The sequence below is a fragment of the Duganella sp. GW821-FHT01E12 genome (assembly GCF_059422325.1).
In genome coordinates this window covers 444,162-460,076 of record NZ_JBWKWR010000004.1, presented here as the reverse complement: position 1 = coordinate 460,076, position 15,915 = coordinate 444,162, and the positions used below count along the sequence as shown (strand labels likewise).

Genomic DNA, 15,915 nt, shown 5'->3' with positions numbered 1-15,915 from the left:
TGGAAAACTATGCAAGCACGTATTTCTAAATCCGCCGCCTTGGCGACGCTGCTGGCGCTGATGGCGCCGGCGATGGTCCAGGCTCACGATGAAGCGCCGGGCCTGCCGCCGGCGGCGTCGATGCCGCTGTCCGCCCTGCCAAAATCCCCCGCCCTCGATGTCTCCTCCCTGAAAATCGCCAAACCGGCCAAAGCGGCCGAGGATGATGCTTTCCGCGAAAAAGACGTCTGGGGCCGCATCCGCAGCGGCTACGCCATCCCGGACATCAACAACGAGCTGGTGGCCAAGCACGTCAACTGGTACGCCACCCGTCCCGACTATATCAGCCGCACCACGGCGCGCGCCTCGCGCTACCTGTTCCACGTGGTCACCGAGCTGGAAAAACGCGGCATGCCGACCGAGCTGGCGCTGCTGCCCTTCATCGAGTCCGCGTTCAACCCGCAGGCGCTGTCGAGCGCCAACGCCGCCGGCATGTGGCAGTTCGTGCCGGGCACCGGGCGCGACTTCAACCTCAAGCAGGACGCCTTCAAGGACGAACGGCGCGGCATCCTGGCCTCGACCGACGCCGCCCTGACCTATCTGCAGCGCCTGTACGACATGTTCGGCGACTGGCAACTGGCGCTGGCCGCCTACAACTGGGGCGAAGGCTCGGTGCAGAAGGCCATCAAGCGCAACCAGGCGGCCGGCAAGCCGACCGACTTCGAAAGCCTGGCCGAGCTGATGCCGGCCGAGACCCGCAACTACGTGCCCAAGCTGCAGGCGGTCAAGAACATCATCGCCAATCCGGCCCAGTACGGCCTGAACCTGCCGGCCATCGACAACACGCCGTATTTCACCGCGGTCGACAAGACCAGCGACATCGACCTGACCATCGCCGCCCACCTGGCGGAGCTGTCGGTCGACGAGTTCAAGGCGCTCAACCCGCAGTTCAAGCGCCCGGTCATCACCGGCGATGAGCAGACCAAGATACTGCTGCCCAAGGAAAACGCCGACAAGTTCCACCTGAACCTGGCGCAGTGGGGCAAGGAACTGTCGACCTGGACCACGCACAAGATCACCACCGCCCGCGAAAGCATCGGCACCTTGGCCTCGCGCTTCCACACCACGCCGGAAGTGATACGCCAGGCCAACAACATTCCGCAGAAGACGCTGCTCAAGGCCGGCTCCACCATCCTGGTGCCGAAGATCTCGACCTCGGCCAGCGTGGATATCTCGCCGGAAGTGGAGCGCAACGCCACCGTCGCCTTCGAGGCCGAGCGCGAGCGCACCACCGGCAAGTCCGGCTACAAGCTGGCCAAGGGCGGCAAGGCCGCCAAATCGAGCCCGGTGGCGCTGGTCAAGGCGCGCGTGCCGCGCGACGCCGTCAAGGGCAAGTCCCGCCACCGCAGCAGCAACTAAACGGCCAAACCGGCCCGCCCAGCCCCGGTTTGCGCGCATGCCGCCGGGGCTGCCGCAGCGATCAAAGGTTGCAGTCGCGGCCCAGTCGCCCTACAATCTTGGTCTTGCGGCGGCCGGCAACGGGCCTCTCAACAAATAACAACCCCACTGACGTCGCCAGCCAGCTTATCAAGGCAAGCCCAGGCGCGCAGTTGCAATCGGAGTCACTATGGCGTTCTTGCAAGGCAAAAAAATCCTCATCACCGGTCTGCTGTCGAACCGTTCCATCGCTTACGGTATCGCCAAGGCCTGCCACCGCGAAGGCGCCGAACTGGCGTTCACCTACGTCGGCGAACGCTTCAAGGACCGCATCACCGAATTCGCCGCCGAGTTCGGCAGCAACATGGTCTACGACTGCGACGTGTCGAGCGACGAGCAGATCGCCGCCCTGTTTGCCGACCTGGGCAAGAGCTGGTCGCAGCTGGACGGCCTGGTGCACGCGATCGGCTTCGCGCCGCGCGAGGCGATCGCCGGCGAGTTCCTGGACGGCCTGACCCGCGAGAACTTCCGCATCGCCCACGACATCTCGGCCTACAGCTTCCCGGCCATGGCCAAGGCCGCGCTGCCGCTGCTGAAGGACGGCTCGTCGCTGCTGACCCTGTCGTACCTGGGCGCGGTGCGCGCCATCCCCTACTACAACACCATGGGCCTGGCCAAGGCCTCGCTGGAGGCGTCGGTGCGCTACCTGGCGGAAAACCTGGGCAAGCTGGGCATCCGCGCCAACGGCATCTCTGCCGGCCCGATCAAAACCCTGGCCGCGTCCGGCATCAAGGACTTCGGCAAGCTGCTGGGCTTTGCCTCGTCGCACGCGCCGCTGCGCCGCAACGTCACCATCGAGGAAGTGGGCAACACCGCCGCCTTCATGTTGTCCGACCTGGCCTCCGGCATCACCGGCGAGATCACCTACGTCGACGGCGGCTTCTCGCACGTCATGGGCTTGAACGCGGAAGACTACACCTAAGCCGCAGCCCGCGCCGCCCAAACAAAACGCCCTGCATGCAGGGCGTTTTTCATTATTGCGAGATCTTCCACAGCTGCACCGGCGCCGCCCAGCCGGTGCCGGCGTACAGCCTGCCGTCCCCGCCTATCGCCAGCGCCGTGGTGTACGGCAGCCCGCCCATCAGGTTCAGCAGCGTGACGCTGCCGTCCTGCTTCACCCGGCGCAGCTCGCCGTCGCCGGCGAGGTAGGCGTTGCCGGCGGCGTCCACCGCGATCGGGCCGTCCGGCGGGATGATGCGCTTGGGGATGCGCGCCACGGTTTTCACCGTGCCGTCCGGCAGCACCCGGCGCAGCGCGTCGCTGTCGTTGACCAGCAGGGCGCCCGAGGCGTCGAACGCCAGCGCGGACGGGCCGTGGAAGGCCGCCTGCGCGCCCACGCCGTCATTGCCGTCGCCGCTGCCGCCGCCGGCCAGCACGCTGCGCACGCCGGCCGCGCTGAACTTCAGGATGCGCTTGCCGGCGTAATCGGCCAGGTAGACATTGCCGGCGCCGTCGACCGCCAGCCGCACGCTGGTCTGCGGCTTGACGCCGCCATTCCAGCCGCTGAACCAGGGCTTGACCGCGCCGTCGGGCGTGCGGCGATAGATGGTGTCGTCGTTGCTGCCGGCGCCGTAGAAGTTGCCGGCCGCGTCCAGGGCCAAACCGTCGAAGCTTGCCGCCGGCGTGCTGGACAGGGTCGTCACCGTGCCCAGGGGCGTGATCTGGCGGATGCCGTTGCGATCCGACGCAAAGAAATTGCCGGCCCGGTCGACCACCAGCTGATGGATGCCGCCGAACCGGGCCTGGCTGCCGACGCCGTCCACCGGCGTCTCGCCGCCTATCATGCCGCCGCCGGCGATCGGCTCGGACACCAGTATCGCCGCGGCCGGCGCGGCCCTGGCGACCACCTGGTTGCTGGCCGCGCCGGTCGCGGTCGCCGGCACCGTCACCACCGCTCCGGCCAGCACGTTGATGGTGTTGGACTGCCCGTTGATGGTGATAACCGAACCATCCGGCCCGCTGACGACGGCGCCGGCCGGCACCAGCACGGTCTCGTTGGCCGCCATGGTGTGCACCGCGCCCGGGGCAACGGCCACCGGAGCGCCCGGCACCGCCGTCACCGGCTGCGCCGCCGTTTGCGACGCGCCCCCGCTGCCCGCCCCGCCGCCACCGCAAGCCGACAGGCCCGCCCCCACCATCACCGCCACCACCAGATAAGCTGTACGCATTTTTAAGTTTATTAAATAGATAACACGCAGCAATATACCGCAGAGCTTGCTTCTCCGATATCGACAAAGTCGTGGGCCACCTCTAATCATCTTGCGCGGCACTGCACAATAGCCGGGGATTGACCTATACAGACTGGCCTAAACGCTGTATAGTGTCGCCTGTGCGCTGCAATGAGCGCGCTGCAACAAACAGCAGCGCCGATTGATCAGCCAGGTATTACTAGCAGCTTCGCAAGCCTTAGCGCATCATCCTGATGTCGCTTATAAAGCCCTCCCGCCTTTGGTGTCGCACCTGACACCGTCCCGGCGCAAAGCTTTTGTGCCGAAATTTCTTTCGATTTTGATTGAGTCATTTCGTTTTGGTAGGCGTAGCTATTTCGCGTTCGGCTTTTGCACGAACGCCGGTTTTTTACGAAAGAACAGCATGACATTTGAAGCACTTGGTCTCAACACGTCCATCATCAAAGCCCTGACCGACGCCGGCTACACCGCGCCGACCCCGGTACAGCAGCAGGCTATCCCTGCGGCGATCGCAGGCAAGGACTTGTTGGTTTCCTCGCAAACCGGTTCCGGCAAGACTGCAGCGTTCATGCTGCCGTCGCTGCACCGTTTGTCCGAGATCGACCCGGCAGCCGCCGGCAAGACTCCGAATCAAGAAATGCAAGCCGCCCGTGCGCGCGGCGAGCGCCCACGTTTCAAAGCTGCACAGCCAAAGATGCTGGTGTTGACCCCGACCCGCGAACTGGCCCTGCAAGTGACCACCAATACCGACAAGTACAGCGTCAACCTGCGCCGCATCAAGGCCGTGTCGATCCTGGGCGGTATGCCTTATCCAAAACAGATGCAACTGCTGGCCAAGAATCCTGAGATTCTGGTGGCAACCCCAGGCCGCCTGATCGACCACATGGAATCGGGCAAGATCGACTTCTCGCAGCTGGAAATCCTGGTGCTGGACGAGGCCGACCGCATGCTGGACATGGGCTTCATCGACGACATCGAAAAAATCGTCGACGCCACCCCGTCGACCCGCCAGACCATGCTGTTCTCGGCCACGCTGGACGGCGTGGTCGGCAACATGGCGCGCCGCATCACCAAGGATCCGCAGATCATCCAGATCGTCAGCGCCGCCAACAAGCACGAGAACATCACCCAGCGCGTGCACTTCGTCGACGACCTGTCGCACAAGAACCGCCTGCTGGACCACCTGCTGCGCGACGACTCGCTGGACCAGGCCGTGGTCTTCACCGCCACCAAGCGTGACGCCGACACCATCGCCGACCGCCTGAACATCGCCGGTTTCTCGGCCGCCGCGCTGCATGGCGACATGCACCAGGGCGCCCGCAACCGCACGCTCGACAGCCTACGCCGCGGCCAGGTCAAGATCCTGATCGCCACCGACGTTGCCGCCCGCGGCATCGACGTGCCGACCATCACCCACGTGTTCAACTACGACCTGCCGAAGTTCCCTGAGGACTATGTGCACCGCATCGGCCGCACCGGCCGCGCGGGCCGCAACGGCCTGGCGATCTCGCTGGTGAACCACGCCGAAGGCATGAACGTCAAGCGCATCGAGCGCTTCACCAAGCAGCTGATTCCGGTCAACGTCATCGAAGGCTACGAGCCAAAGAAGACCGCGTCGGCATCGCGTTCGTCGCCGCGTCCAGGCGGCTGGAAGCCGGGCGACAACCGCGGCGGCGCCAAGCCTGGCCAGCGCACGTTCAGCAAGCCGGGCGCACCGCGCAAGGAAGGCAGCACCGGCGGCGGCTACAAGGGCAGCAACCCACGCAGCACCGACGGCGCACGCCGCAGCTACGGCGACCGTTAATCGCTAGTCCGCTGAACTAAAAAAGCCCCCGCCTGCCTGGACGCGCTCAAGATCGCGCCCAGTGCCGGCGGGGGCTTTTTACTTTGCGCGCCACACATTTCAAAAATCCCTGCGCGGTGAGCTAGAATTCCTCCTGGACCGAACGCTGGCGCCCCTTGCAAGCCAAGTCGGCAACATACAATCAAGGAGAAATCATGCGAAAAATCGTTTCGTTTGCACACCTGTCACTGGATGGTTTTGTTGCCTCTGCCGATGAGGGCGTCGCTAGCCTGAACTGGATCAGTTTGAGCGACGAATTGTTTGAATATGTGGAGCAGCGGATATTGCAGACCGACACTGCATTGTACGGCCGGGTCACCTACCAGATGATGGAGTCGTATTGGCCAACCGCCGCCGAGCAACCCCACGCCAGCCCGCATGACCACACGCATTCACGGTGGTATAAGAGCGCCCGCAAAATTGTGCTGTCGAAAACCCTGCAGGAAAGAGATCATTCCCATACCCAAATCATCAGCCACAATTTAAGCGAGGAAATCAACAAGCTCAAGCACAGCGAGGGCAGCGAGATTTTAGTGTTTGGCAGTCCCTCCGCCACTCACGCGCTGATGGCGGAAAACCTCGTCGACGAATATTGGCTGTTCATCAATCCAGTTCTGCTGGGGCGGGGTATTCCCTTATTCAAAAACATTCAGGACAGAACCGCGCTCACGCAGGTGAAGAGCAAGGTTTTTGCGTCAGGTGTGGTGTGCCTGCACAATGAGGTAAAACGGCACCCTACTTTCGCGACGTGATCCGCAAGATCCGTCGGAACGTCGGGCACTCCATGTGGCTGGCGGCCTTGCACACCGCCGCGTGCCGCAGGCCGTCGCGCATGGTGGTGAGTTTCTTGATGGTGCGGTCCAGGTCGTCCGCCTTGGCGCTCAGCAGATGGCGGTCGATGCGCAGCTCGCCGTCGGCGCCGAACATGCCCGCGATCTCGTCCAGCGAAAAACCCGAGGCGCGGCCCAGCGCGATCAAGGCCAGCCGCTCGACCACGCCGGCGTCGAATATGCGGCGCAAGCCCTGCCGCCCGATCGAACAGATCAGCCCCTTTTCCTCGTAAAATCGCAAGGTGGACGCGGGCATGCCCGAGATCCGCACCACTTCGGCTATGTCCATGCCCGCCATCGCTTGACCTCAAGTTGACTTGAAGTGGCACAGTAGCACTTCCGCATTTCCACGACAAGCGAAAGGACCAACCATGAACCAGCAGCAAAGCTCACTATGGCAAGGCGCGGGCGGCAACACCTGGGTCGCGGCGCAAGCCCTGCTCGACCACATGTTCCAGCCCATCGAAGATCTGCTGATGCAAGCCATCCCGCCCGCCACGCAAAACCTGCTGGACGTGGGCTGCGGCACCGGCGCCACCACGCTGGCCGCCGCCCGCCGGCTGGGCGCGGACAGCCGCTGCACCGGCGTCGACATCTCCGGCCCGATGATCGCCGCCGCCCGCGCCCGCGCCGCGCAATCCGGCTCCAGCGCCACCTTCATCGAGGCCGACGCCCAGCGCCACGCCTTCGAGCCGGCCAGCTTCGACGCCGTCATCTCCCGCTTCGGCGTGATGTTCTTCGACGATCCCGTGGCCGCGTTCAGCGCGCTGCGGCTGGCCACGCGCGACGGCGGCACGCTGCGCTGCATCGCCTGGCGCGGCCCGGAAGACAATCCCTTCATGACCGCCGCCGAGCAAAGCGCGGCCGCCCTGCTGCCCCAGCTGCCCGTGCGCGTGCCGGACGAGCCGGGCCAGTTCGGTTTCGCCAGCCGCCACCACGTGCAGGCAATACTGGAACAAAGCGGCTGGCACAACATCGACATCGCGCCGCTCGACGTCGACTGCAGCTTCCCCAAGCAGGACCTGCTGCACTACATCACCCACATGGGCCCGGTAGGCAGGCTGCTGCAAACGGCGGACGAGTCCACCCGCCACCAAGTGGCCGGGGTCGCCCGCGCCGCCTTCGAACCCTACGTGCACGGCGACCGGGTGCGCTACACTGCCGCCCTATGGGACATCCGCGCCGACGCGCGCTGATGTGCGGCGTTGCTGTATAACGTCCGCAGCGAAATAATTTGCAATTTGCCACAATAAGCGCAGCCGTGGGCCGTCTACAAAGGCATGACACCACCGAATTCAACCACCGAACAGGACATCGCTGCGACCGTGCTGCGGGAGCGCTCACGCCTCGGGAATTTTATCCGGCGCCGCGTCAGCGACCCGACCGATGCCGACGATATCCTGCAAGACGTGTTCTACGAATTCGTCCAGGCCTACCGCCTGCCGGAGCCGATCGAGCAGGCCAGCGCCTGGCTGTTCCGGGTGGCGCGCAACCGCATCATCGACCGCTTCCGCAAGAAGAAGGAAGTGCGCCTCGACGACCTGGGCTGCGACGACGAGGGCGAGGACTGCCGCCTGGACCTGCTGCTGCCCTCGGTGGACGGCAGCCCGGAAGACGCCTACGCCCGCGCCACGCTGCTGGAGGAACTGCAAACGGCGCTGGAGGAATTGCCGGCCAATCAGCGCGAGGTGTTCGTCGCGCACGAACTGGACGGCGCCAGCTTCAAGGAAATGGCCGCGCAAAGCGGCGTATCGATCAACACCCTGTTGGCGCGCAAACGCTACGCGGTCCTGTACCTGCGCACGCGCTTGCAAACCCTGTACGACAACGAATGAAACGAAAGGAGAATCTGAAATGAAAAGAAAGCTGCTGTTCCTGCCCATGATCCTGCTGGGGGTGGCCTTGCTGGCCTGGGTCGTGATGATGTTATGGAACTGGGTCATGCCCGGGGTGTTCGCCAACAGCATGCAAATCGATTACTGGCGCGCGCTCGGTCTGCTGGTACTATGCCGGATTCTGTTCGGCGGTTTCCGCGGCCGCCACGGCGGCGGCTTCCACGGCCGCGAACGCTGGCAGCGCTGGCAGGCCATGACGCCCGAAGAGCGCGCACAATTCCACAAAGACCGCAGCGCCTATTGCCGTCCGCACAAAGAACCGACACATGACTAAACCCGTACCAACGCCGTTCACCGGCTATCAAAAAACCGTGGTGGCGATGCTGGCCTTCCTGCAGTTCGCCGTCATCCTCGATTTCATGCTGATGTCGCCGCTGGGCGCGGTCATCATGCCGGCCCTGCACATCGGCCCCAAACAATTCGGGCTGGTGGTCTCGGCCTACGCCTTCAGCGCCGCCGCGTCCGGCCTGCTGACGGCCGGTTTCGCCGACCGTTTCGACCGCAAGAAGCTGCTGCTGTTCTTCTACGCCGGCTTCATCCTGGGCACGCTGTGGTGCGGCCTGGCGCAAAGTTTCGAGTCGCTGCTGGCGGCGCGCATCGTCACCGGCCTGTTCGGCGGCGTGATCGGCTCGGTCGTGCTGGCCATCGCCACCGACCTGTTCCTGCCGCAGCAGCGCGGCCGCGTCATGGGCCTGATCCAGACCGCGTTCGCCGCCAGCCAGGTGCTGGGCATCCCGGCCGGCATCTACCTGTCCAACCAGTGGAACTGGCATGTGCCCTTCACCGCCATGGCCGCCTTCGGCCTGGCCGGCGGCCTGCTGGTCGCGTGGCGGCTGCAGCCGGTCGACGCCCACCTCGGCAAGCCGCAGGAGCACGGCGCCTGGATGCACCTGTTCCATACCGTGAACGAGCGGCGCCACCTGCTGGCCTTCGCCACCACCGCGCTGCTGACCACCGGCGGCTTCATGCTGATGCCGTTCAGCAGCGCCTACGTGGTCAACAACCTGGGCATCGACCTGCACCACCTGCCGACGGTCTACCTGGTCACCGGCCTGTGCACCATCTTCATCGGCCCGCTGATCGGCAGGGTGGCCGACGCGGTCGGCAAGTTCCGCGTGTTCATGTTCGGCACCGCGCTGACCGTCACCATGGTGCTGATCTACACCAACCTGGGCCCGACCTCGCTGCCGGTGCTCATCGTCATCAACACCATCATGTTCATCGGGATCTTCTCGCGCATGATCCCGTTCCAGGCCATCGTCTCGACGGTGCCGCCGCAGACCCAGCGCGGCTCGTTCAACGCCATCAGCGCCTCGGTGCAGCAGCTGTCGGGCGGCCTGGCCTCGGTGGTGGCCGGCCACATCGTCACGCAGAGCGCCGGCGGCCAGCTGCAGCACTTCAATCACATCGGCTACGTGATGGTCGGCACCTCGCTGGTCGGCCTGGCCCTGCTGTGGCGCCTGAGCCGCGCCCCGGCAGCGGCGCCCGTGCCGCAGGCCGCGACCTGATCCCTCCAGGGTGGAGGGGTGTCATAGCAAATTGCTTTCGGAAATTAAGAAAATCCAATATAGTTGCCACACAGCACTATTTTGGACATATAATTGCGCTGGTACCACCCCTCCAACCATACCAATTCGAAAGGGAATCAGCGCATGAACGCCAGGAATATGGACGCAGCCTGCTTACGCGCACTGCGCCGCCGCGGCCACTCGGACGCCAGCATCACCGCCATGAGTCCGGAAGAAGCATTTTGTGAATACTGCGCCTACCACGGCATCATGAACCTGCTGCCTACGACCCTGCAAATGCTAGACAAGTTGCGCGGCGATCAGCGGGCGCAATAAGCGCCGGAGGGGCCTGTCGCTCTACCCGCCTCACAAGCCCCCCTCCTTGCGCAGCAACGCCAACCCGCGTTGCCAGCCCTCGCCCAGCAGGCTCCGGCGTTCGCCCTGCAGGCGCGCCACGCCGGCCATTTCACGCGCCGGCGCTTCCCCGCTGTCGCAGTCGTCTAGCCGCACGCGGAACAGGGCCGACAATGGCACCAGCCCCCGCTCACGCGCCTCGACCGCCAGCGGGCCGCCATGGACCGACGCCAGCAAGGGTTGATCGAGCAGCGGCAGATTCAAATCGTCGATCGCCCTGACCCGGCATTGCACCGTCCTGTGCTGGCCGCCATCAGCCACGAAACGCGCCGTCACACCGCCCTTCAGCATGGCCAACTGCGCCTCGCCGACAAAGGCTTCGCCGCGCGCGCCGCGCGGCCCCAGCACGTCCAGCAGATGCTCCCCTTCCGCGATCACCGTGCCGGCACGCAGCGCCTCGCTCAACTCCGCCACGCGGCCGGCGAACGGCGCCTGCAGCGTCAGCCGGGCTTGCTGCTGACGCAGGCTGTCGACCTGCTCGCGCGCGGCCAGCCACTGCTGCTGCAAGACCGCGCCCTGCTGCTGCAGGTCGCTGTGGAAGGCCTGCTGCTGCGCCATCCAGCCCAATTGGCGCTCGCGCGCCTCGGCCTGCGCCAGCTGCGTCGCCAGCACGGGCGAGCGCAGGCGGGCCAGCACCTGCCCGGCCCGCACCTGCTGGCCGGCGCGCACCCAGACCGCTTCCACCTCGGCCACGGCGGGCGCGTACAAGCCCTGCGACTGGCGCGCGCCCAGCACGGCGGGCGCCGCCACCTCGGCCTGCCACGGCAGGACCAGCCAACCCGTCAGCAAGGCCAGCAACAGCGCGCTGCGGCGGCTGGCGCGGCACCAGCGCAGTTCGGCGCGTCGGCGCCACCACAGCATCAGCTCGCCCACGACGGGACGCGCGATGAACCAGCCCAGTTCCACGAACAGCATCAGGATGCCGAGCGCCTTGAAGAACAGGTGGTAGACCAGCAGCGCGATGGACAGGAACAGCACCAGCCGGTACAGCCAGGTGGCCCAGGCAAACAGGATCAGCTTGCGCCGGGTCGCCGCCGGGAAGTGTTCCGGCGCGGGATCGTCCAGGCCCAGCATCCACTGCCGCAGCCGCCACAGCGCCAGCGCGAAGGCGCGGCTGTGCAGGTTGGGCAAGCCCACGTAGTCGGCCAGCAGGAAGTAGCCGTCGAAGCGCATGAAGGGACTGGCGTTGACCGCCAGCGTCGCCAGCCAGGTGGTGGACGCGAGCAGGAAGGCGCCGGCCCGCAGCGGCCCGTCCGGCAGCACGCACCACAGCAGCGTGGCGCACACCGCCAGCACCAGCTCGGCCAGCATGCCGGCGCCGCCGATCAGCAGGCGCTGGCGGCGCGAACGCAGCTTCCACGCGTCGTTGGTGTCGGTGTACAGGACCGGCATCATCACCAGGAAGGCCACGCCCATGGCCGGCACGCGGCAGCCGTAGCGACGCGCCGTCAACGCATGCCCGAGTTCATGCAGCACCTTGGCCAGGCTGAGCGCGGCGCCCACGCCGAGCGCGGCGGTCCAGCCGCCGTAGTTGGAAAACGTGTGGGTGAATTCGTCCCAGCGGCGCGACAGCAGGCCCAGCGCCAGCAGCAGCGCGCCGCCCATCGCCCACCAGAAGCGCGGCCGGAACAGCCAGGCGCAGTACGGCAGCAGGGCTTGCAGCAGCGCCTCCGGCCGCAGCAGCGGGACGCGGAAGAACAGGTAGTTTTTCAGCAGCCACATGGCGCGGCTTGGCCGGCCCGCCTGGCGACGGCGCCACAGCTGCGCGCCCTGTTCAGCCGTGGCGGCCACCAGCAGCTCGTGCCGTCCGAGGAAGGCCAGCACCGCGTCGATGTCGTCCAACTCCAGCTGCAAGGTGGTCTCGGCGCGCAGCGCCGCCAGGATGCGCTCGGCGCTGCCCAGGTGCCAGCGCTGCAGGATCTCGAAGCTGGCCCAGCCCAGCTGGTAGAAGCGGTTGACGCTGGGATCGTGCAAGGTCCAGCTGGGCGAACCATCGGCCTGCACCGGCCCCGGATGCAGGCTCAGCTCCTGGCGCAGGACGGGCAAGGCGCGGGCTTCCACGCCTACCATCCCAGCCACTGGCGCGCCGCCGTCAGCGGCCGGCGCAGCACGTAGTACGCCAGCGGCACCCAGTCGCCATACACCTTGGCCGTGCCCATCTGTCCGAGGCGCGGCGGCACGCGCTCGACAAAGCGCGCCTGCAGGCGGTAGGCCAGCAGGCCACCCTCGGCCACTTCCGCCTTGTACGCCACGCGCAGCACTTCGGCCTCGTGGGTGGCGGTGGGGTCGCCGTTCGGATACAGCACGATGCGCGCGCCCGGCGCCACGTCGATCGCCTCGGCGGCCGGCAGCCATGCGGCCAGCTCCACCTGGGCCGGATCGGCCAGCGTCATCACCTTCTCGCCCACCGCCACGGCCTTGCCCTGCCAGTCGTTACGGTCGGAGAACACCACCACGCCGGCCTGCGGCGCCGTCACCTGCAGGCGCTGCAGCTCGCGGCCGCTGTAGTCGGCGGCGATGCTTTTTTCTTCGAGGCGGGCGCGTTCCTGCGCCATCGCCAGCCTGCCCTTGTCGTCGGTCACGGCCAGCTGGGCGCTGACCCGGTAGCTTTCCTGGGCCGCGTCGCGCTCGCGGCTGGCCAGCGCGTACTGGCCGGAGAGCTGGGTCGCGTCCAGCGCGAACAGCGGCGCGCCCTTGGCCACGCGCTGGTTCGGCTGCACGGCGATGCTGGCGATCACGCCCGACAACGGCGCCCGCAACAGCAAGGGATCGCGTGGCACCACCTCGCCGCGCGCCAGCACGCTCAGGCGCACCGGCACGCAGGCCAGCAGTGCCAAGGCCAGCAGCAGCCTGCGCTGGCGCGGTCCCGGCTTGAGCCAGTCCCAGGCCAGCTGGCGCAGGTCGCGGCGCGGTGCGAACAGCGTCAGCGCGTGGCCGTAGCAGTGCGCCAGTTCCTGCGCCAGCTTTTGTTCGTACGCGCTCCAGGCCTCGGCGCGCGCCAGCAGCAGCGCGCCCTGGTCGCCCAGGCGCAGCCACAGCACCTGCTCCGGCAGCCAGGATGCCCAGTCGTCGGCCAAGGCGGCTGGCAGTTGATCGGGGCTCAACAGCCGGCAGTCCGGCCCCGGCTGCGCGGCCAGGTGGCGAAACAGCCCGCCCAGCCATTGCACATAGGGCGCGGTCGGCTCCAGCTCGGACAGGCCGGACAGCGCACCCACCTGCCGTTGCAGGCCTTCGCGCCACAGTGCCGCCTGGCGGTAGGCCAGCATCTGCTGGCTTTCGTTGACGATCACAAAGCCCAGCTCGGCCGCGTCGCCTGCCGCCCGCGCCCGATGCATGAGGGCGATCAGCGCCGCCAGTTCGCGGCTTCCATCGGCATGCGCCATGAGGTCTCCTATTTGAAGCTGGCCCAGCCGCTCATGCCGGGCAGCAGCGCGGCAGCGCCGCCGTCGATCACGCCCACCGCCGGAATCGACTGGCTGACCGGATCGATCTGCGCGCCCAGGCGCTCGATGCGGGCCGGGAAGCTGGCGCCAAGCTCGTCGACCACCACCGTGAAGCGGCTGCCCGGCTTCATGCTGGCCAGCCACTTGGACGGCAGCAGCATGCGCAATTCCAGCGGCCCGGCGTCGACGATGTCGAGCACCGGATTGCCCGGATTGACGTACTGGTGCACGGCCGCCACGCGGCGCGCCACCCGTCCCGCGAACGGCGCGGCGATGCTGCATTTGCCGACCACGGTCTGCATGTAGTTCGCTTCGGCCGCCGCCTCCTTGGCGCGGCCCTGGGCCTGCGCCACCTCCAGGCTGCCGGCCGAATTCAGCTTGGCCAGCTGGCTGTTCACCTCGGCCAGGCGGTTGGCTGCCTCCAGCGTGGCCTGTGCCTTGTTGAGCTGGGCGCGGTAGGTGCCGCAATCGAATTCCACCAGCGTCTGGCCGCGCTTGAAGCTGCCGCCCTCGGCCACCGGCAAGGCGGCGATGCGCGCCGCCACCTCGCCCGACAGCGTGACCGCCTGGCGCGACATCATCTGCACGCGCACGCGGCCGTCGCCGGGCGCCGCCGGTGCCGGTGCCGACGCCTGTACCGACGCCGGTACCGATGCTGGTGCCGATGCACGTGCCGCTGCCGGCGCCTGAGAGCCCGCCGACGCGGCCAGCGCGGGCCCCGCCAGCGCGCAGGCCAGCGCCATCAACGCAGGCCGCATCATTGCGCCACCCTCGCCGCCGACACCTTGGCCTGCCACTGGGTTTCCGCGCCTGCGAACGCGGCGGTCAAGGCCGGCAGCTCGTGGCTGGCGGCGCTTTCCGGCAAGGGATCGATGCCCAGGCTGGCGCCCAGCGAACCGTAGGCGTTCTGCAGATCGCCATAGCTCTGATACAGGCGCAGCGAGGAGAACACGGCATTGGCGTCGGCCAGGATGGCGGGCAAACGGCCCTGGGCGCCGCTGGCGCTGGCATTGCGGTTCTGTTCGAAGATGCGCTGCTCGACGTCGCTCAATTCCTGCTCCAGCGCGAACTGGCGGCTGCGTCCCTGCAGATCGAGGTAGGCCACATGCACCTGGGTCAGCACCGCCATGTTCAGGGCCAGGCGCTGGGCCTTGGCCAGGTCGAGCTGGGCCTGCGCGCTGCCCTTGATGGCGCCGGCGTTGAACAGGTTGAGCAGGTTCCAGCTCACGCGCAGGCCGGCGTCGCTCCACGAATGGTTGACCAGGAACTTGTTGCTGTCATAGTGCTGGCCGACGCTGAACTCCAGGCCCGGCAGCAGCTTGGCCATGGCCTTGCGTATCTCCAGCGCGCCGATGCGCTCCATGTAGCGCGCCTCGGCCAGCTCGGGACGGTTCAGCAGGGCCATGTCCTCCATCCGCTCCAGGTCCAGGCCCAGGGCGGGCACCGGCATGCCATCCGGCACCGCCACCTGGAAGTCCTGGCCGGCGGGCAGGTTCATCAGCGCGGCCAGGCGCGGCTTGGCCTGGGCCAGGTTGTTGCGGGCGATGCCCATCTGGCGGATCACGTCCAGCAGCTGGCGACGGTAGTTCAGCGCTTCCAGCGGCGAGCGCAGTTTCTGCTGCTCCACCTGGCGCGCATCGGCCAGCGCCGCCTCGGTTTCCTTGAGCAGCGCGTCGATGCGATCCTGCAGGCGCTGCGCGCCCACCGCCTGCCACCACACCTCGCGCACCTGCTGCATCAGCTGCTGCGCCACCTTGCGCTGGCGCTGCTGCAGGATCAGCACGCGGTCGGACTGCTGCTGCGCGCTGTAATAGCTGACGCCGAAGTCCAGCACGTTCCAGCTCAGGCTCAAGTCGCCCATGTGCTGCTGCTTCTCGGTCGAGATGGACGGCACCAGCGACTGTGCGCCGGTGGCCACGTTCTGCGACGACGAGGCCAGGTCGCGGCTGCGCGCCGTGAAGCCGGCGCCGGCGGCCAGCTTGGGCAGCATGTCGAGGCGCGACAGGTCGAGCTGGCGCTGCGCCAGCGCTTCTTCCATCATCTTGACGCGGTAGTCGAGGTTGTACTTGAGGGCGCGCGCCATGGCTTCCTGCAGGCTGACAGGGCCGCTCAACGCTTCCTGGCCGCCCAGCATCGCCGCGCGATCGGCGCCCAGCGTGGCCTGGCGCTCGCCGACGGTCAGCGGGGCGGACGTCACGGCGCAGCCGCTCAACACGAGCGCGGCGGCCACCGCTGCCCAACGGTTACGGCCAGCGGCCGGCGAAAGTATAGCTTGTTGATCCATGCGGTTTTCCTGATAGTGGGTCTGATTCCTGGT

Annotated in this window: 15 protein-coding genes; 9 read left to right on the top strand and 6 right to left on the bottom strand. The window is 66.9% G+C overall.

The features are described from left to right. The first annotated feature begins 9 nt into the window (after nucleotides 1–9). Complete coding sequence (locus AC07WS_RS15360; RefSeq protein WP_494729920.1) at nucleotides 10–1,398, top strand: transglycosylase SLT domain-containing protein; 1,389 nt, start codon at nucleotides 10–12, stop codon at nucleotides 1,396–1,398. A gap of 208 nt (nucleotides 1,399–1,606) precedes the next feature. After that, nucleotides 1,607–2,398 carry an enoyl-ACP reductase FabI gene (fabI, locus tag AC07WS_RS15355; protein ID WP_494729919.1) on the top strand — a complete coding sequence of 264 codons (792 nt, stop codon included), beginning with the start codon at nucleotides 1,607–1,609 and terminating at the stop codon, nucleotides 2,396–2,398. A 52-nt stretch (nucleotides 2,399–2,450) separates the two neighbouring features. Here the strand turns inward: fabI and AC07WS_RS15350 are convergent, their stop codons facing one another. Continuing rightward, nucleotides 2,451–3,644: an NHL repeat-containing protein gene (locus AC07WS_RS15350; RefSeq protein WP_494729918.1), complete on the bottom strand. Its 1,194-nt coding sequence runs from the start codon at nucleotides 3,642–3,644 to the stop codon at nucleotides 2,451–2,453. Between the two features lie 424 nt (nucleotides 3,645–4,068). Between AC07WS_RS15350 and AC07WS_RS15345 the strand changes: the two genes are divergently transcribed. Both AC07WS_RS15345 and AC07WS_RS15340 read left to right on the top strand, forming a co-directional pair. Then, entirely contained in the window at nucleotides 4,069–5,469 is a 1,401-nt protein-coding gene (locus tag AC07WS_RS15345; protein ID WP_494729917.1) for a DEAD/DEAH box helicase, read from the top strand. Nucleotides 5,470–5,663: 194 nt separating this feature from the next. Beyond that, nucleotides 5,664–6,260, top strand: coding sequence for a dihydrofolate reductase family protein (locus AC07WS_RS15340; RefSeq protein ID WP_494729916.1), 597 nt, complete (start codon nucleotides 5,664–5,666; stop codon nucleotides 6,258–6,260). Here the strand turns inward: AC07WS_RS15340 and AC07WS_RS15335 are convergent. Continuing rightward, nucleotides 6,244–6,636, bottom strand: a complete 393-nt coding sequence (locus AC07WS_RS15335; protein ID WP_494729915.1) for a helix-turn-helix domain-containing protein — start codon at nucleotides 6,634–6,636, stop codon at nucleotides 6,244–6,246. The two genes, AC07WS_RS15340 and AC07WS_RS15335, sit on opposite strands and share 17 nt — an antisense overlap. 73 nt (nucleotides 6,637–6,709) lie before the next feature. Between AC07WS_RS15335 and AC07WS_RS15330 the strand changes: the two genes are divergently transcribed. The 5 genes from AC07WS_RS15330 (at nucleotide 6,710) to AC07WS_RS15310 (ending at nucleotide 10,077) form a co-directional block, all read left to right on the top strand. Next, complete coding sequence (locus AC07WS_RS15330) at nucleotides 6,710–7,534, top strand: class I SAM-dependent methyltransferase (RefSeq protein ID WP_494729914.1); 825 nt, start codon at nucleotides 6,710–6,712, stop codon at nucleotides 7,532–7,534. A gap of 84 nt (nucleotides 7,535–7,618) precedes the next feature. Continuing rightward, nucleotides 7,619–8,173 (top strand): RNA polymerase sigma factor, encoded by a 555-nt coding sequence (locus AC07WS_RS15325; RefSeq protein ID WP_494729913.1) that lies wholly within the window; start codon nucleotides 7,619–7,621, stop codon nucleotides 8,171–8,173. A gap of 19 nt (nucleotides 8,174–8,192) precedes the next feature. Continuing rightward, nucleotides 8,193–8,507, top strand: coding sequence for a hypothetical protein (locus AC07WS_RS15320; protein WP_494729912.1), 315 nt, complete (start codon nucleotides 8,193–8,195; stop codon nucleotides 8,505–8,507). Further along, a complete protein-coding gene (locus AC07WS_RS15315; protein WP_494729911.1) occupies nucleotides 8,500–9,741 on the top strand; it encodes an MFS transporter in 1,242 nt (413 codons plus the stop codon). Before AC07WS_RS15320 ends, AC07WS_RS15315 begins: the two co-directional genes overlap by 8 nt. A 144-nt stretch (nucleotides 9,742–9,885) precedes the next feature. Further along, nucleotides 9,886–10,077 carry a hypothetical protein gene (locus tag AC07WS_RS15310; protein WP_494729910.1) on the top strand — a complete coding sequence of 64 codons (192 nt, stop codon included), beginning with the start codon at nucleotides 9,886–9,888 and terminating at the stop codon, nucleotides 10,075–10,077. A gap of 30 nt (nucleotides 10,078–10,107) precedes the next feature. Here AC07WS_RS15310 and AC07WS_RS15305 read toward each other — a convergent pair whose 3' ends face one another. Genes AC07WS_RS15305 through AC07WS_RS15290 form a run of 4 tightly spaced genes read right to left on the bottom strand, consistent with a single transcriptional unit; the run spans nucleotide 10,108 to nucleotide 15,882 of the window. Beyond that, complete coding sequence (locus tag AC07WS_RS15305; protein WP_494730015.1) at nucleotides 10,108–12,225, bottom strand: site-2 protease family protein; 2,118 nt, start codon at nucleotides 12,223–12,225, stop codon at nucleotides 10,108–10,110. Beyond that, on the bottom strand, nucleotides 12,219–13,538 hold the full coding sequence (locus AC07WS_RS15300) for an efflux RND transporter periplasmic adaptor subunit (RefSeq protein ID WP_494729909.1): 1,320 nt from the start codon (nucleotides 13,536–13,538) through the stop codon (nucleotides 12,219–12,221). The genes AC07WS_RS15305 and AC07WS_RS15300 overlap by 7 nt, the downstream gene beginning before the upstream one ends. 8 nt (nucleotides 13,539–13,546) lie before the next feature. Beyond that, nucleotides 13,547–14,395: an efflux RND transporter periplasmic adaptor subunit gene (locus tag AC07WS_RS15295; RefSeq protein WP_494729908.1), complete on the bottom strand. Its 849-nt coding sequence runs from the start codon at nucleotides 14,393–14,395 to the stop codon at nucleotides 13,547–13,549. Continuing rightward, on the bottom strand, nucleotides 14,356–15,882 hold the full coding sequence (locus tag AC07WS_RS15290; RefSeq protein WP_494729907.1) for a TolC family protein: 1,527 nt from the start codon (nucleotides 15,880–15,882) through the stop codon (nucleotides 14,356–14,358). The genes AC07WS_RS15295 and AC07WS_RS15290 overlap by 40 nt, the downstream gene beginning before the upstream one ends. Nucleotides 15,883–15,915: the final 33 nt, after the last annotated feature.

Excerpts from the sequence above, each read along its gene's own strand:
- AC07WS_RS15360 (WP_494729920.1), top strand. The coding sequence starts at position 10 with ATGCAAGCACGTATTTCTAAATCCGCCGCCTTGGCGACGCTGCTGGCG.
- fabI (WP_494729919.1), top strand. The coding sequence starts at position 1,607 with ATGGCGTTCTTGCAAGGCAAAAAAATCCTCATCACCGGTCTGCTGTCG.
- AC07WS_RS15350 (WP_494729918.1), bottom strand. The coding sequence starts at position 3,644 with ATGCGTACAGCTTATCTGGTGGTGGCGGTGATGGTGGGGGCGGGCCTG.
- AC07WS_RS15345 (WP_494729917.1), top strand. The coding sequence starts at position 4,069 with ATGACATTTGAAGCACTTGGTCTCAACACGTCCATCATCAAAGCCCTG.
- AC07WS_RS15340 (WP_494729916.1), top strand. The coding sequence starts at position 5,664 with ATGCGAAAAATCGTTTCGTTTGCACACCTGTCACTGGATGGTTTTGTT.
- AC07WS_RS15335 (WP_494729915.1), bottom strand. The coding sequence starts at position 6,636 with ATGGCGGGCATGGACATAGCCGAAGTGGTGCGGATCTCGGGCATGCCC.
- AC07WS_RS15330 (WP_494729914.1), top strand. The coding sequence starts at position 6,710 with ATGAACCAGCAGCAAAGCTCACTATGGCAAGGCGCGGGCGGCAACACC.
- AC07WS_RS15325 (WP_494729913.1), top strand. The coding sequence starts at position 7,619 with ATGACACCACCGAATTCAACCACCGAACAGGACATCGCTGCGACCGTG.
- AC07WS_RS15320 (WP_494729912.1), top strand. The coding sequence starts at position 8,193 with ATGAAAAGAAAGCTGCTGTTCCTGCCCATGATCCTGCTGGGGGTGGCC.
- AC07WS_RS15315 (WP_494729911.1), top strand. The coding sequence starts at position 8,500 with ATGACTAAACCCGTACCAACGCCGTTCACCGGCTATCAAAAAACCGTG.
- AC07WS_RS15310 (WP_494729910.1), top strand. The coding sequence starts at position 9,886 with ATGAACGCCAGGAATATGGACGCAGCCTGCTTACGCGCACTGCGCCGC.
- AC07WS_RS15305 (WP_494730015.1), bottom strand. The coding sequence starts at position 12,225 with ATGGTAGGCGTGGAAGCCCGCGCCTTGCCCGTCCTGCGCCAGGAGCTG.
- AC07WS_RS15300 (WP_494729909.1), bottom strand. The coding sequence starts at position 13,538 with ATGGCGCATGCCGATGGAAGCCGCGAACTGGCGGCGCTGATCGCCCTC.
- AC07WS_RS15290 (WP_494729907.1), bottom strand. The coding sequence starts at position 15,882 with ATGGATCAACAAGCTATACTTTCGCCGGCCGCTGGCCGTAACCGTTGG.